The organism is Citrobacter sp. RHB36-C18, assembly GCF_013814485.1.
GTDB classification, from domain to species: Bacteria; Pseudomonadota; Gammaproteobacteria; order Enterobacterales; family Enterobacteriaceae; genus Citrobacter; species Citrobacter braakii.
In genome coordinates this window covers 2,205,002-2,219,702 of sequence record NZ_CP057125.1, presented here as the reverse complement: position 1 = coordinate 2,219,702, position 14,701 = coordinate 2,205,002, and the positions used below count along the sequence as shown (strand labels likewise).

The 14,701-nt window shown below is 51.1% G+C and carries 15 protein-coding genes; 1 reads left to right on the top strand and 14 read right to left on the bottom strand.

Features of this window, described 5'->3' with window-relative positions:
- Nucleotides 1-3 precede the first annotated feature (3 nt).
- From pgmB to pspA, 13 genes are all read right to left on the bottom strand, one after another.
- Nucleotides 4-672, bottom strand: coding sequence for a beta-phosphoglucomutase (pgmB, locus tag HVZ52_RS10560; RefSeq protein ID WP_046274543.1), 669 nt, complete (start codon nt 670-672; stop codon nt 4-6).
- Nucleotides 669-2,945 carry a glycoside hydrolase family 65 protein gene (locus HVZ52_RS10555; protein WP_181599211.1) on the bottom strand — a complete coding sequence of 759 codons (2,277 nt, stop codon included), beginning with the start codon at nt 2,943-2,945 and terminating at the stop codon, nt 669-671. Before HVZ52_RS10555 ends, pgmB begins: the two co-directional genes overlap by 4 nt.
- The gene (locus HVZ52_RS10550; RefSeq protein ID WP_016156633.1) at nt 2,942-3,997 is read right to left on the bottom strand and encodes a Gfo/Idh/MocA family oxidoreductase; all 1,056 of its coding nucleotides are present in this window, start codon (nt 3,995-3,997) and stop codon (nt 2,942-2,944) included. The genes HVZ52_RS10555 and HVZ52_RS10550 overlap by 4 nt, the downstream gene beginning before the upstream one ends.
- A 10-nt stretch (nt 3,998-4,007) precedes the next feature.
- A complete protein-coding gene (locus HVZ52_RS10545; RefSeq protein WP_016156634.1) occupies nt 4,008-4,796 on the bottom strand; it encodes a TIM barrel protein in 789 nt (262 codons plus the stop codon).
- A gap of 16 nt (nt 4,797-4,812) precedes the next feature.
- Nucleotides 4,813-5,865, bottom strand: a complete 1,053-nt coding sequence (locus HVZ52_RS10540) for a zinc-binding alcohol dehydrogenase (RefSeq protein ID WP_103928249.1) — start codon at nt 5,863-5,865, stop codon at nt 4,813-4,815.
- 27 nt (nt 5,866-5,892) lie between these two features.
- Complete coding sequence (locus tag HVZ52_RS10535; protein WP_003020474.1) at nt 5,893-6,735, bottom strand: carbohydrate ABC transporter permease; 843 nt, start codon at nt 6,733-6,735, stop codon at nt 5,893-5,895.
- The gene (locus HVZ52_RS10530) at nt 6,722-7,603 is read right to left on the bottom strand and encodes a sugar ABC transporter permease (protein ID WP_003840754.1); all 882 of its coding nucleotides are present in this window, start codon (nt 7,601-7,603) and stop codon (nt 6,722-6,724) included. The genes HVZ52_RS10535 and HVZ52_RS10530 overlap by 14 nt, the downstream gene beginning before the upstream one ends.
- Nucleotides 7,604-7,623: 20 nt before the next feature.
- Nucleotides 7,624-8,916, bottom strand: coding sequence for an ABC transporter substrate-binding protein (locus HVZ52_RS10525; protein WP_019076863.1), 1,293 nt, complete (start codon nt 8,914-8,916; stop codon nt 7,624-7,626).
- 16 nt (nt 8,917-8,932) lie between these two features.
- Nucleotides 8,933-10,639 (bottom strand): sugar phosphorylase, encoded by a 1,707-nt coding sequence (locus HVZ52_RS10520; RefSeq protein WP_016156637.1) that lies wholly within the window; start codon nt 10,637-10,639, stop codon nt 8,933-8,935.
- A 164-nt stretch (nt 10,640-10,803) separates the two neighbouring features.
- The gene (gene pspD, locus HVZ52_RS10515) at nt 10,804-11,034 is read right to left on the bottom strand and encodes a phage shock protein PspD (protein ID WP_003833267.1); all 231 of its coding nucleotides are present in this window, start codon (nt 11,032-11,034) and stop codon (nt 10,804-10,806) included.
- An 8-nt stretch (nt 11,035-11,042) separates the two neighbouring features.
- On the bottom strand, nt 11,043-11,402 hold the full coding sequence (gene pspC / locus HVZ52_RS10510) for an envelope stress response membrane protein PspC (RefSeq protein WP_003020497.1): 360 nt from the start codon (nt 11,400-11,402) through the stop codon (nt 11,043-11,045).
- The gene (pspB, locus tag HVZ52_RS10505; protein WP_016153227.1) at nt 11,402-11,626 is read right to left on the bottom strand and encodes an envelope stress response membrane protein PspB; all 225 of its coding nucleotides are present in this window, start codon (nt 11,624-11,626) and stop codon (nt 11,402-11,404) included. Before pspB ends, pspC begins: the two co-directional genes overlap by 1 nt.
- A gap of 54 nt (nt 11,627-11,680) precedes the next feature.
- Nucleotides 11,681-12,349, bottom strand: a complete 669-nt coding sequence (gene pspA / locus HVZ52_RS10500; RefSeq protein WP_016153228.1) for a phage shock protein PspA — start codon at nt 12,347-12,349, stop codon at nt 11,681-11,683.
- A gap of 155 nt (nt 12,350-12,504) precedes the next feature.
- On the opposite strand from pspA, the gene pspF reads away from it, so the two are divergent.
- Nucleotides 12,505-13,494 (top strand): phage shock protein operon transcriptional activator, encoded by a 990-nt coding sequence (gene pspF / locus HVZ52_RS10495; RefSeq protein WP_029139556.1) that lies wholly within the window; start codon nt 12,505-12,507, stop codon nt 13,492-13,494.
- A 105-nt stretch (nt 13,495-13,599) separates the two neighbouring features.
- Here the strand turns inward: pspF and HVZ52_RS10490 are convergent, their stop codons facing one another.
- On the bottom strand, nt 13,600-14,508 hold the full coding sequence (locus tag HVZ52_RS10490; protein ID WP_049041200.1) for an SDR family oxidoreductase: 909 nt from the start codon (nt 14,506-14,508) through the stop codon (nt 13,600-13,602).
- Between the last annotated feature and the right edge of the window lie 193 nt (nt 14,509-14,701).

Below are 14,701 nucleotides of genomic sequence, written 5' to 3'. Positions count from 1 at the left end.
CCTTTACTTGTCGTGTTGCCAGAAAGCCGATAAGCACGGCCACGTCAGAAATTCGGTTGCCGGAAGCAGCAAGTCTGCCCCATTCAGCCCTTTACCGATGCCGACAGAAAGCATGCCGCAGGCGTTGATTGCATCAATTCCCGCTTGTGCGTCTTCTATGCCAATACATTGTTGCGGGTCAACGCCAAGACCCGCGCAGGCTGCCAGGAAAATTTCCGGATCCGGTTTCGAGCGGGTGAGCAATGCCGCATCCGCACAAAAATCAAAGCAAGAGCTAAGATTAAGCGCTTGTAAAATAGCCGGGGCATTGCGCGACACAGAGGCCAACCCCACCGGAATCCGTTCTTCCCGCAACGTCATCAACAGCTCACGTATTCCCGGTAATACCGAGTTAACCGTCAGCTGGCGCAAAGAATGGACATACAGTCTGTTTTTTCTCTCTGCCAATTGTGCGCAGGCCTCGGGAGAAAACGCCCCCGCCTTCCCACCATGGTGCAAAATACGCTGTAGTGATTCGCCGCGACTAATCCCTTTCAGGCTGTCATTAAATGCTTCGTCGATCACAATCCCTATTTCATCGGCTACCTGCCGCCAGGCCAGAAAATGCAGATGCGCGGTATCGGTAATCACGCCATCCAAATCAAAAATGATGGCCTGTGGTTTGAGTATCATTCATCGCCCCTTTCTGTGGTAGCGGTCCCATAAGTGGGCGAAATAATGGCGTCATTGCGGATTACGGTATCCCCCTGCACGGAGACCTTTTCACCATTGACCCAAAGGACAATCTGTTCAGTGCTGTTAATACGGATTTCAGCCGCATTAATGATTACCTGCATATCGATGCCCTGCCAGCGCAGCGGGAAAGACAGCGTTTGCCAATGAGTTGGTAAGGCAGGAGCAAGGTGTAACTCCCCGTGGCGAATATTCACGCCGGCAAAACCCTGGATTGCACCCAGCCAGATGGCGCCCGTTGCCGCTGCATGAATGCCGTCATCGCAGCTATGTGGGTCCTCCCCGAGATCGATAAGCGATCCTTCACGCCAAAACCGATAGCCCTGTGCCGGATCACCGCAACGCGCTGCCACAATCCCGTGGATCGCTTTACTCAACGAGGAGTCATGAATTGTGCGTGGCTCGTAAAAGCGCAGGTTTGCCAGACAGGTTTGCGGGCAAAATTGCTCCGGTAACATGTAGGTCAGCATCACCACATCGGCCTGTTTGAGAATTTGCATCTCATTGACTTCTGCACGGGAGTAATCGAGCAAAATCGTCTGCTTGCCCGCTTTGGCTTTGTACTGTGACAGATCGATAGTCGGTTTGCTCAGGAAGGTATCGTCCTGAGGTAGCACGCCATCGGGCTGAACTTGCGGTCGCCAGAGATGCTGTAAAAAATACTCTGCGCGGTGAATAAACGTCTCATCACCGCAGCCCAACCGACGGGCAAAACCCAGCGCCTGTTCCACGTTGTACCAGGCCATGTAGTTGGTGAACGCGTTGTTGTTCACATGCTCAGTGTATTCATCCGGGCCAATCACATCGTGGATCTCTAAACGATCATTAACCATGACCGCCCTGCTGATCCAGAACTTCGCCGTTTCCAGCAGCAACGTCATTCCCTCACGGGACATGAAGTTTAGATCCCCTGAGGCATGCCAGTAATTGATTACCGCCCAGGCAATATCCGCCACGAGGTGATGTTCAGCCTGCGCGGAGGCCACTTTCTGACGCAGTCCGGTACGGATGTTGATCGCCGCAAATTCAGGCGTTTCCTCATCACCGCTGCGAGCGCTTTCCCACGGGAAAAGCGCTCCCTGCCAACCGTTACGGCGGGCTTTCTCACGCGCCCCCGACAGATTATGCCAGCGGTAACGCAACAAACTTCTCGCGGTTTTCGGCTCGGTAAAGAGATGAAACGGTAACAGAAAGACCTCGGTATCCCAGAATATGTGGCCTTTATACCCTTCCCCCGTCAAACCTTTGGCCGCAATACTGCTGCGCTCATCGTGGTCAGGAGTCATCACACGCAGATGATAGAGCGCATAGTCCAGCGCTCGCTGATCGCTGGCATCAGTGCTGGTGACCTGAACGCGACGATTTTGCCACCAGGCATGCCAGTTAGCAGCCGACTCAGCAAGCAGAACGTCATAGCCTTGCTGCGCGCATACTTCCAGGTTGCGCAGCGACTGGCGTCCCCAGGTCTCAAGCGACAGGCTGCGTTCGCTCGCCCAGTCTACCCAGCTAATTTTTGTCAGCGTGACGCGCTGTCCGGCTTTCGCCTGCACGCTGTTGTGTTGTAACAGCCGACGTTCTTTCGCGGTGAAGCAGCGCTGCGCTGCACCGTCTACATCGCAATACGTGGTGATAGCGATATCATTGCGGTTGTCCTGGGTGGTGTAAATCCCTTGCATAAGATGCTGGCCAAAGACCCGGACCTGCGTTTCATCCAAATGCTGACGACCATGATTGGTCATCGTGGCGTCAATTCCGGTCGAGATACCAATGCTGGCATCGCCATCCAGTGGCGTGACGACAACTTCCATAGCAAACAGCGGCAGTTTTTGTGCCGAGACAAATCGCCGGCTCTCAATGGCAAAACGCGCCCCGCCAGACGCACGCCAGGTAAGCGCACGGCGTAATTCCCCACTGGCAAAATCCAGTTCACGTTGCCAGCTTTCGATAACGCCGCTGGTGAGCGAGAAAATCTCACCATTGAGTGAAATCTCCACCCCCACCACATCAGGCAGATTAACCAGTTCATTAATCTCGCCTTTCCCTGCCCGGTGATACAGTCCAGCAAGGTACATGCCGCGAGTTTGTAAGGTGTAGGCTTCCTCGTGGCTGGCGCGAATCCCCATATAACCGTTACCGGTCGTCATGAGTGACGCATATTTATTCAGGTTGTGTGGGCAAAAAGCCGGTTCAGTTAGCATTACTGGCCTCGTCATAAGTCTACGTAGGTCCCTGTTTCAGCCGATTGATACAGTGCGGCAACCAGTTGTTGAATAACGACGCCTTGCTCTGCGTCAGCAATAGTGACAGGCTCGCCCTGGACATGATTCACAAAAGCTTCCATGCTGCGATAATGACGATTGTCATCGGCCATTTCGCGCTGAAGCAGTACGTCAAGCGTACCCTCACGATCGGTATAAACCTGGGCTGGGAATAACGTCGCCCCTGCCAGATCGCCGCAGAAATTTACGTTCATAATCGATTGTTCCGGGATATTCAGCGCGAAAGAGGTTTCCAGTCGCAGGATACCGCCGTTATGAAATTCAATCGTCCCGAACAGAGAATCCTCCACGGTATACGTCTCGGGATCCCATTTCCCAAACTGGCCGCTGTTTTTACGCGTGCCAATGCGTTGATAACTGTGTGCGTTAACACGCTTTACTGCCGGAAACCCCAGCACATACATGGCGGCATCAAGCATATGGATGCCGAGATCAATCAGCGGCCCGCCGCCCTGCAGTTCTTTGTTGGTAAATACCCCCCAGCCGGGCACGCCGCAGCGGCGCAAAGCGCGGACATTAGTGACATAGATTTCACCCAGCACGCCGGCCATCACCTGCTCACGAAGCAGCTGCGTATCCAGTGCGAAACGATGATGAAAATCATAAGCCAGAACTTTCCCCATTCGACGCGCCGTGTTACACATTTCCAGCGCCTCGGCTGGCGTCATCGCCGGAGGTTTCTCACACATCACATGGCATCCGGCGTTCAGCGCCAACATGGTGTGTTCATAATGAAAACGATTGGGTGAACAGATGCTGACGATATCTGGCTTAGCCTCGCGTAGCATCGTCTGAGGATCGTCCCAAACCTGCGGATTGCCGTATTTCTCTGCCAACGCCTGCGCCTGTGACAGGCGGCTGTCACAGACAGCCACCAGTTCCAGATCGTTGCGGGTGCAGTAGTACGAAGCATGAACTTTATCCGCCACCTGCCCGGCGCCGATAATGGCGATGCGTAGCGGAGAGCTTGTCAGTGCACTTTTCACAGAAATCCTCTTAGCAGGTACGCAGCCAGGCCAGTGACTGACGGTACGCTTCCGGCAGGTTCTCTGCCCGTACACGCCCTTCGTACACGACGTAACCCTGATAATTATCTTCACGCAACTGATCAAACAGCGCAGTGAAATCCAGCGTACCGCTCCCCGGCTGATAACGATGGTTATCCGCAATATGGACGTGTCCCAGCAGATCGCGATTGTCATGCAGCGCCTGAGCCATATCGTCTTCTTCGATATTCATATGGTAAAAATCACCAATGATTTGCACATGCTTCAGGTTGTTTTCCACGATATAGCGACGGGCATCCGCCAGGGTGTTGATCATATGATCCTGATAGCGATTGAGCGGTTCCAGATACACCACCGTCCCCGTACGCTCGGCAACTTTATCGAGATAAATCAATGAATCACTTACTGCTTTACGATCACCCGCCAGGCTGCGCGGAGAGGTCATCGGCGGTAAGCGGAAGGTAAACATGCCCCATGCAGCGGGTACAATAATGCCCTGCCCACCGACTTCGGCCAGCGCTTCGAGAATGCGGGTAATCTGCTGTAAGCCATTCAAACGACGCTCTTCGATAAAATCACCGATCCAACCGTCATATCCTCCACAGGCGGTGGTGACGGGCAGGCCTGTTTCTTTGATTGCCGCTTTCACTTCTGCCAGGTTGTTAACCAGCAGCTTGCCGTCAATTTCAAAACCGTCAAACCCCATCTCTTTGATGTAACGGAATTTCTCGAGAATATTTTCCGGAAAAAAAGCCTGGTTCTGTGTTCCAATTTTCATCTTCTGCATTCCTTAATTAAAACGTCACGCCCATTTTGATGCTCTTTTCCGGATGGCGATCGACATACTGCATATAGCTTTCCGGGCTGCTGGCAAATGTCACTACCGGGTCAATAAGTTCTTCACAGTTCAGGTAACCGTTCATCAACAGTTCCCAACAGGTCTCCTCAATACGCTTGCGGCTCCAGCGCGGATAATCTGGATTTGGCTCACTGCAGGCACGGGAGAAGACAATTTTGGCGTTGTTGAAGTGCGCTTCACGCCCCAGGTTGAAGCCTTCAGCAAAAGGTTTCGCGAAAGCGACATAGGAGATGGTTCCACCATAGGCCAGACCGCGTAACGCCGATTGCAACGCATCCGCATAGCCGCTGGTTTCGATAATCACATCCGCGCCCTGCTTGCCGGTCAGCTTCTTAATTTCCATGCCGACATCGGTGCCAATAGGATTCAGACAGAAATCCGCGCCATGACGACGCGCGATATCGCAACGATGGGTAATCGGATCCACGCCAATGACCACCGAGGCTCCCGCTTTCTTAGCCAGTTGGACGGCAATCTGGCCAATCGCCCCTAAGCCGACGATGACAACAAAATCGCCGACACGCACATTGGCGTCGCGCACGCCACTCATGGCGAACTGTGCCGGGTCATAGCACACGGCATTTTTCCACGAACTACCTTCCGGCATTTTGCGCAGTTTGTAGTTGTTTACCGCATTAAAAAAAACCGTTTCTGCCAGTGGGCCGTAGCCGCAAACTGAATCGCCAACGGCGTATTCGGTCACATCGCTGCCACACTCAATAACATCGCCCACCACCATGTTGCCAAGCTGGAACTTGCCGAATTCAATCCCGCGCGGCGCCCCTTCCGGACGCGGCATGAACATTTGCCATTCGCCGTTAAAATCTTCGTCAATAAACGGACTGGCAGCGCGAAAATCGACCACTTCCGTGCCATGTTTTGGCGCACCAAAGCGAACGCGAACTTTCACTTCATTGGCGGATACAGCTCTGTCTTCATATTCCACCAGCGCCGCAACACGCGGTTCTGTGGCAACTAACTTCTTCATTTACAACTCCTTAATTAAACTGGCCGCTTAGCCTTTCACGCCGCCTGCGGTCAAACCACTTTTAATAAAACGTTCGGAAAGCGCATACATAATGACGACCGGCAATGCGGTGACTAACGATGCCGCCATCATGCGTCCCCAGATATAGTCAGGCGTACTGAACAGCGCGTTCAGACCGACCGGTAAGGTAAAATTGCTGGCGCTGGAGAGGAAAATCGAGGCAAACAGATAGTCATTCCACGCCACCATAAAGCAGTACACAAAGACCGAAACCAGACCGGACATCGCCAACGGCACGGTAATGCGAAAGATGATCTGCAGACGGTTCAATCCATCCATCATCGCGGCTTCTTCTATTTCATCCGGAATGGTGTCGAAGTAGCTTTTCAGCATGAACACCGCGGTCGGCAGCGTCTGGGTGACCATGGTGATAATCAACGCCATTTCGGTGTCATAGATGCCAAGTGCCGTAATGATTTTGAATAGCGGCACCACCAGCAGGATCCCCGAAAACATGTACACCGTGTAAAAGCTGGCATTGATAGTCATTCGCCCCTTAAAACGCAGGCGGGAAAGCGCATACGCTCCGAGTACGCCGAGAAATACCGCCACCACCGAAGAAGTGACCGATACCACCAGGCTATTACGGAAGTAGTCAACAAACGGGAAAATCATCGGGTTGAAGATGTCGATGTAATGTTCCAGCGTCCATTGCTGCGGTAACAGCGTCGGATGCAGCGAGATCGCCTCTTTGGCGCTTTTAAATGAGGTCATCAGCATCACAAAAAATGGGAATAGCGTGATGCCCAGGAAGACAATTAATCCACAGTAAAAGCCGATGCGGCCAAGTGTGCGCTTATTTGTTGCCATTGAGGTTCACCCGTTTTCTGGTCAGCAGGATAACAGCGAAAATAATGACGAAGAGGACGACAGAAATAGCGGCCGCTTTGCCTAAGTCGTTAAATGCAAATGCTGTTTTATAGAGATAGACCCCGAGAATATCGACTTTAGTGGTCAGCAGATAAACATCGGCGAACATGTAAAACATCCAGATCGTGCGCAGCGTGACCACGGTTGCCAGCACCGGCATAATCGCTGGCAGCGTGACGATACGAAACCGTTGCCAGGCGTTCGCGCCGTCCATTTCTGCCGCCTCATACAACGATTTATCAATCGTCTGTAAAATCGCCAGAAACGAGATAAAGGCATACGGGAAGTAGCGCCAGATGGCGAACAGCACGACCAGCGCGAAGCTACTGCCGGGATTGTCGAACCACAGCGGCGCCTGATCGTAGAGATGCAACAGATCCACGCCGAGGTAGTTCACAATGCCGTAGCCGTTGTTGAACATGTATTTCCAGGCAAACACCAGCGAAATTGATGGCGTCACGTAAGAGAGGATGACCAGTGAGCGCGCCGTTTTCCGCAGACGAAACTCACGGTTAAAAAACATCGCTACGCCCAGCCCCAGTACCGTGCTTCCTGCCACAACCAGCGCGGTATACCAGACCGTCATCCACAGCGAATGCCAGAATCCGGGATCGGATAAGATACGGATATAGTTGCTCAGCCCGACAAACGTAGACTCAATTTGCGGATTCAGCGGCAGTCGCATAAAGCTGATTTCGATGTTTGATATCATCGGCCACGCCACTAAACCGCCCAGCAACAGCAAGCTGGGCGCCAGCAGCAGCATGGCGAATGGCATATCAGATCGACCTGAAAAGAACTTATTCATCACGGCTTTCCATTTCCCCATTAGCGCTGTTCAACGAGGTCATCCAGTTTTTTCTGGCTCGCTTCAATCGTGGTGACGAGGTCGGCTTTGCCTACCGTCACGTTGTGCACCATTGAGCTCACAACACCGGAGCCTGTGACGTCGCCCATGCGGGTGAAGTTCTTATCGCCGACGGCACCAAACACCTGGATATTCGGCAGTTCGGCAATCAGCTGATCGGGTAATTCACCCAGCGCTTTGATGACAGTGTTATCTTTCCACGTCGGGGTATTCACCACCGCTTTGTTGACCGGCAGCGCCGCCCCTGGCGACATCATGACCCAGTCCGCGATGTTGTCAGCCTGCTCCATAAAGGTGACAAATTTCTCTGCCGCTTCTGTCTCTTCAGACTTTTGACCCGCGGTAATGGTTAACGACGTCAGCATGCCGTAAACAGCAGAGTTTTTTTCCGTCGGCACCATAAAGCCCACATTTTTAGGATCGCCCTCTTTAATCACCGCCGGGAGGATATAGGTGGAATAAATCGCCATCGGCGCCGTGCCGTTCATGAACGCGTCTTTGACTTCCATGATGTCGTTTGAGCCCGGCATGGTGTTCATTGCCAATTGGCGGTAATACTGCAGCGCCTGCGCCATTTCAGGTGTGTTGAGCGTTATCTTTCCTTGCGCATCAAAAACGTTGGCCTGGTTTGAGAGCGCGAACTGGGAAAATGACTGTTCGGTCAAAACGCTTTCCGCCGTGGGCAGCGCAATACCATATTTCTTACTACCAGGATTGTTTAGCTTCTGCGCCACGCTCAGCAGTTGTTGCCAGTCTTTTGGCTCTTCCAGCCCAGCTTTTGCCAGCACATCTTTGCGATACCAGATCCCGCCAATCCAGGCGCTAACCGGAACCCCGGTCCAGGCAGTACCGTCTTCAGTACGCACAATACGCAGCACGCCATCATAAAAAGTACCTTCACCTACGGCGTTGATGACCTGCGCTACGGCTTTACGATCGATAAGTGATTCTTTATCCATAACTTTCGCGTAGTCATGGCTGGTTTCAATGACTTCAGGCAGTGAACCACTCCGCGCCAGGGTAATGACCTTGGTGTTGTACGCATCTTCTTCTACAGGAACCTGTTTAACACTGATGCCTGGATTCTCTTTTTCAAAACGCTCAATCAGTTTTGCAATAACCGCCTGCCGCTCCTGTTCAACAGAAGAGTGCATAAATTCAATCGCAACAGAGGACGTTTTATCATCCTTACACCCGGAAACCAGGGCGCAGGAAACCAGTGCTGAAATCAGCACAATTTTAGTTTTAAGCATGAAATGTTCCTTTTTATTACTTAACCCACATGACCTGCCAGGCGTTCAACGTTAATTCTTTACCTGAAATAGTTTTACCGCTAATCAAATCAAATCCATTTTCAACATCAATACTAATGGTTTGCGTATGACCGCTGACATTAAATAATCCGGTAATTTTTTCGCCTGTTTCCGCCGTACGTTTAATTTGCATTACAGCTGGTGTAACACTGCTAATCTGAAAATCACTATCAGGGTGAAATGCTTTATTACTACGACGTATTACAATTAATCGGGATAATTCATGATAAATAGCGTGGCGCAAACTGGTTTCATCTGCTAGCTCCGTTTCGATTTGGCTTATTTGATATTTTTTGCGGTTGATCGCACGGTTATAACCTAGCGCCTCGACACCTTTATAATCATTGCGTGACCCAAGAATGCTTTGAATGTAAACCGCAGGTACACCCGGAAAACTCAGCAAAATGGCATGTGCGAGAATAAAGCGGGAAAAACGTTCGGCATCACTACAATTGCCTGGCGTTAGTGCGTCCATATATGTGACGTTAATTTCATACGGACTGCGACTACCATCAGGGTTATTTTTCCAGTTAACCAGCGCGCCTTCCTGTTGTAATTCCGTCACCAGGCGCACGATCTCGTCTTCAGGTAACAAACCACGTAATGGGTTGAGACCAATGCCGTCATGCGATGCGAGGAAATTAAACCAGGTGGTCTCACTGGACGGCAGTTCCAGTGATTGCGCCCACTGGCACAAGGTTGAGGTATCCTGGCGTTGTACCGCATGCAGCACCAGCGGCGGTAACGAGAACTGGTACACCATATGCGCTTCATCACGGCCATTTCCGTAGTAGGACACATTATCCTTATGCGGAACGTTTGTTTCAGTAATAATCGCCGTACCAGGCGCCGCACAGTCAGCAATAGCGCGAAATAGTTTGATCAGCTGATGCGTTTTTTCCAGGTGAATACAGGTCGTTCCTGGCTCTTTCCACATAAAGCCAACCGCATCCAGACGGACATAATCAGCGCCCTGCTCAAGATAACTCAATAGCACATCGACCATCGCCAGTAACACTATCGGGTTGGCATAGTTGAGATCGATCTGGTCGTCGCTGAACGTCGTCCATAAATAGCGTACGGTGTTATCTTTCAGCGTAAAAGGCGTCAGTAACGGTAATGCGCGTGGACGCGTTACGTTGCTCAGGTCCGTATCAGGATCCATCGCAATAAAGAAATCTTCATAACCGTCAAGCTGTTGCAAATAGTTATTAAACCATTCGCTTTTCGCTGACATATGGTTACAAACAAAATCAAACATCAGTCGACTGGATTTACCCAATTGCTTAATATCATTCCAGTCACCGGTTTCTTCGGCAACCTGATGGTAATTAATTACGGAAAAACCATCATCCGATGACCACGGATAAAACGGCAACAGATGCACATGAGAAAATGTCGACTTAAGCCATTCATTATAAAATTGATTAAACATCGGCAGTGGTTTTTTGCCTGCCCCGTGGAATTGATCGGCGTAGGTAATAAGAACTACATCGCCCTCGTCCCAATGCGCTTTACGGATTTTTTTAATTAATCCCTGTGATTTCTCTAAACGTGCAATCAGCGCTTCATAGTGGCATGAAGTAAACGTATCACCATAAACTTCTGCCAGGCATTTTTGGATTTTTTGGTTCACCTTCAATTCTCGTGGTAGCGGTCCCATGAGTCAAGAGACTACTCTGCGGGAAATAAGCTGTCAATCGGCTGAGGTGGCCAGGAGGGGGATAATAAAAGAATTTTGGCAGCCAAAAAATCGTATTTGTGAGCTGCCGCAAATTAACAGAGGGAATGTTGATTAATTGTTGCTTGCTTTTGCTGATTCGGATATCAGGGTTGATTACCTGAATAGCGTTTCGATAATTTTGCCGCTGCCCGACTCAAAACCGGCTCCAGGACCAACGCCAGCAGCATTTTAAGCGGGCGTCGAGCGACGGACTTCACCGCCCACCCTGCTACCCCCGCCGGGCCGTAACGAAGCGCAGTTAAAAGCACCAGCTTACCTGCTATTTTAAAGCCCGGCTTAACCCTTTGCCCGGCACGTTGCCAGCGATTGTTCATTTCTATCCTCACAATTGGCGGAAACGGCTGCGCAATGAAAAGGTATCAGACGTGACATAACGCTCCATTTCACGCAAACGCTTTTCACTTGCCGCCAGCTCGCGATCGACGGCATCCAACAGCTCGCCGCTTGATGGCTGCTGCTCACCGGAAACCACATTGTCCGGCATCGGGTCCAACACAAACGTCAGCACGATGTAAGCGACGAAGGTGAAAAAGGCCAGACCAAAAAAGACGGACAACACCACCAGGATCCGTACCAGCTTCACAGGCACATCGAGGTAATGCGCAATACCTGCGCAAACCCCCTTCACCATGCCCTGTTGCGGAATACGCCACAGTTTTTTGTTCAGATTAACGCCTCCCATTAGCGGTCCCTCCAGTTTGGATGTTCAGCATCAAGGATGTCTTCCAGCGCCTGAATGCGCTCGCGCATCCGCTGTGCGTCATCGTTGAGTTCTACCAGACGTTGTTGTTCACTTTGCGCCAGTTCGCCACGACTGGAACGGTTGCTGTAATGCAGCCAGAGCCAAATCGGTAAAACGAACAACACAAAGATGGTTAATGGGATAGCCAGAAATAGCGCGCTCATGAGTACTCCTTACAGGTGATGAGCGGCGGCGCGTTCGGGCGCCGCCAGATGTTATTATTGCTTATCTTGCTGCATTTTGGCTTTAAGTTGCGCCAGCTGCTCGCTGATTTCATCATCTGCTTTCAGGTCAGCAAATTGCTGATCCAGAGACTGCTGTTTACCGAAGTTATGGCTTTCGGCCTCAGCTTCCATCTGATCGATACGACGCTCGAAAGATTCAAAGCGTGCCATCGCTTCATCCAGCTTACCGCTGTCCAGTTGACGACGAACATCACGCGAAGAGCTCGCAGCCTGATGGCGCAGCATCAATGCCTGCTGACGAGCACGGGTTTCACTGAGTTTATTTTCCAGCTCACCGATCTCTTTTTTCATTCGCGCCAGCGTATCGTCAACCAGCGTCACCTCATGCTCCAGAGAAGCAATCAGATCAGTCAGTTTCTGTTTTTCGATTAAGGCAGAACGCGCCAAATCTTCTTTCTCTTTACGCAGCGCCAGCTCGGCTTTTTCTTGCCACTCTGCCTGTTGTGCGCTGGCCAGTTCGATACGGCGAGATAATTGTTTCTTTTCTGCCAGAGCGCGTGCGGAGTTTGAGCGCACCTCAACCAGCGTGTCTTCCATTTCCTGGATCATTAACCGCACCAGTTTCTGCGGATCTTCAGCTTTTTCCAGCAACGCATTAATGTTGGCGTTCACGATGTCGGCAAAACGAGAAAAAATACCCATAATGTAATCCTCACTTACTGTTCTGATATCGGGCTATGCCCTGCTGTTTTCGTAATGCACTTGGCGTGCCAACTTTTTAACTAATTGATTTTAATGTAAATATCCAATTTTACCTGACGGGAGAATTAGGGTAAATTGGTGAATAACACTAACAAGTGGTGAATTTCATCATGGCAGGATACAAAGACAATATTCTGGGCGAAGCGAACAGCTTTATTGAAGTGCTGGAACAGGTTTCTCATCTGGCGCCGCTGGATAAACCTGTACTGGTTATCGGTGAGCGAGGTACGGGGAAAGAGCTTATTGCCAACCGCCTGCACTACCTCTCCAGCCGTTGGCAGGGCCCATTTATTTCGCTTAACTGCGCGGCCCTCAACGAGAACTTACTTGATTCCGAACTGTTTGGTCACGAAGCCGGTGCGTTTACCGGTGCACAAAAACGCCATCCTGGACGTTTCGAACGCGCCGACGGCGGCACGCTGTTTCTTGATGAACTGGCGACCGCGCCAATGTTGGTACAGGAAAAACTGCTGCGCGTAATTGAGTATGGCGAGCTGGAACGCGTCGGCGGCAGCCAGCCCTTGCAGGTTAACGTGCGTCTGGTCTGCGCGACCAATGCCGACCTGCCACGTATGGTCAGCGAAGGCACTTTCCGCGCGGACCTGCTGGATCGTCTGGCCTTTGACGTGGTGCAACTTCCCCCACTACGCGAGCGTCAAAGCGACATCATGTTAATGGCCGAACACTTTGCCATTCAGATGTGCCGCGAGATCGGGTTACCGCTTTTTCCGGGATTCAGCGCCGAGGCCAGAGAAACCCTCCTCCATTACCGTTGGCCGGGTAATATTCGTGAACTGAAAAACGTCGTGGAGCGCTCCGTTTACCGGCACGGTACCAGCGATTACCCGCTGGATGAGATCATCATTGACCCCTTCCGCCGCCACGTTGCGCAGCCACAGGCAGCACCACCAAAGCAGACATCTGTAGCATTACCGCTGGATCTGCGTGAATTCCAGCAGCAACAAGAGAAAGACTTTCTACAAACCAGCTTGCAGCAGGCGAAATTTAATCAGAAAAAAGCCGCTGAGTTACTGGGTCTGACTTACCATCAGCTACGCGCGTTGCTTAAGAAACACCAGATTTAGCGCGCCTCTGCCAACGTTATATTGGAGGGTTTGACGCTTTATTGTCAGCACTCGTCCATTAAAGTCACTTTCCCCTCTGACTTTTCGACTCACGGAGCATAAACGTCAGAGGGTCCCTGTCCCCCCATCAGAGCACCAAACCTGGCCGGATGTATAACTGTTCTCTTCAGCGGCCAAAGTGACATAAAGCGGCGCAATTTCCACTGGTTGACCCGGACGACCCAGCGGTGCATTTGCCCCAAACTTCTCCACTTTTTCCTGTGGCTGACCGCCACAGCATTGCAGTACAGTCCAGTATGGGCCTGGCGCTACGGCATTAACCCGTATCCCTTTCGGTGCCAGCTGTTTCGCCAGCGATTTAGTAAATGCCACGATCGCCGCTTTGGTCTGAGCATAGTCAAGCAGGATTTCACTAGGCTCATAAGCCTGTACCGAGGAGGTATTAATTATCACGCTGTCTCGTGAAAGATGGGGGATAGCCGCTTTGGTGATCCAAAACATAGCGTAGACATTAGTCTTGAATGTGGCATCGAAATCTTCTGTGGTGAGCGCCTCAATAGACTCGCAAAATTGCTGACGACCCGCATTATTGACGAGGATATCCAACCCACCCAGCCCTATTACCGCCTGTTTAACCAGTTGGCCGCAAAAAGTTTCATCTCGAATATCTCCGGGGATAGCCACGACATTTCTGCCTGCTTTTTTTATCAAGTCGACCACTTCACGCGCATCGTCTTCTTCATCAGGTAAATAGTTGATCGCAACATCAGCGCCTTCACGGGCATAAGCGATGGCAACAGCACGGCCAATCCCTGAATCCCCCCCGGTAATTAATACCTTGCGCCCATTCAATCGACCGCTTCCCTGATAGCTCTCCTCTCCATGATCGGGACGCGGTTGCATTTTTCCGGCCAGCCCTGGGAAGGGTTGCTTCTGCTGTGGAAAAGGCGGTGCCGGAAAACGCGCAGAATGAGTTTTATTGATGGTCTTTTTTTCATTGTTTAAGTCAGCCATTTAAATACCTCTCATTTTTTATCACAAAGATTATTAAGCGTAGACCAAAATGAGTGGCATGACCTTTGTAATTCACCGCAATTTAATATTTCGCGTAATATCACCTCTACCGATACACTAATCACCGTATCGCGCTTTCGAGTATTTTATGAGATTAACCCCTGCTTAACCCATAGCACTTAAATCCATATAT

Excerpts from the sequence above, each read along its gene's own strand:
- HVZ52_RS10555 (WP_181599211.1), bottom strand. The coding sequence starts at position 2,945 with ATGACGAGGCCAGTAATGCTAACTGAACCGGCTTTTTGCCCACACAAC.
- HVZ52_RS10490 (WP_049041200.1), bottom strand. The coding sequence starts at position 14,508 with ATGGCTGACTTAAACAATGAAAAAAAGACCATCAATAAAACTCATTCT.
- pspD (WP_003833267.1), bottom strand. The coding sequence starts at position 11,034 with ATGAACAATCGCTGGCAACGTGCCGGGCAAAGGGTTAAGCCGGGCTTT.
- HVZ52_RS10530 (WP_003840754.1), bottom strand. The coding sequence starts at position 7,603 with ATGAATAAGTTCTTTTCAGGTCGATCTGATATGCCATTCGCCATGCTG.
- HVZ52_RS10540 (WP_103928249.1), bottom strand. The coding sequence starts at position 5,865 with ATGAAGAAGTTAGTTGCCACAGAACCGCGTGTTGCGGCGCTGGTGGAA.
- pspC (WP_003020497.1), bottom strand. The coding sequence starts at position 11,402 with ATGGGAGGCGTTAATCTGAACAAAAAACTGTGGCGTATTCCGCAACAG.
- HVZ52_RS10545 (WP_016156634.1), bottom strand. The coding sequence starts at position 4,796 with ATGAAAATTGGAACACAGAACCAGGCTTTTTTTCCGGAAAATATTCTC.
- HVZ52_RS10535 (WP_003020474.1), bottom strand. The coding sequence starts at position 6,735 with ATGGCAACAAATAAGCGCACACTTGGCCGCATCGGCTTTTACTGTGGA.
- pspB (WP_016153227.1), bottom strand. The coding sequence starts at position 11,626 with ATGAGCGCGCTATTTCTGGCTATCCCATTAACCATCTTTGTGTTGTTC.
- HVZ52_RS10520 (WP_016156637.1), bottom strand. The coding sequence starts at position 10,639 with ATGGGACCGCTACCACGAGAATTGAAGGTGAACCAAAAAATCCAAAAA.
- pgmB (WP_046274543.1), bottom strand. The coding sequence starts at position 672 with ATGATACTCAAACCACAGGCCATCATTTTTGATTTGGATGGCGTGATT.
- pspA (WP_016153228.1), bottom strand. The coding sequence starts at position 12,349 with ATGGGTATTTTTTCTCGTTTTGCCGACATCGTGAACGCCAACATTAAT.
- HVZ52_RS10525 (WP_019076863.1), bottom strand. The coding sequence starts at position 8,916 with ATGCTTAAAACTAAAATTGTGCTGATTTCAGCACTGGTTTCCTGCGCC.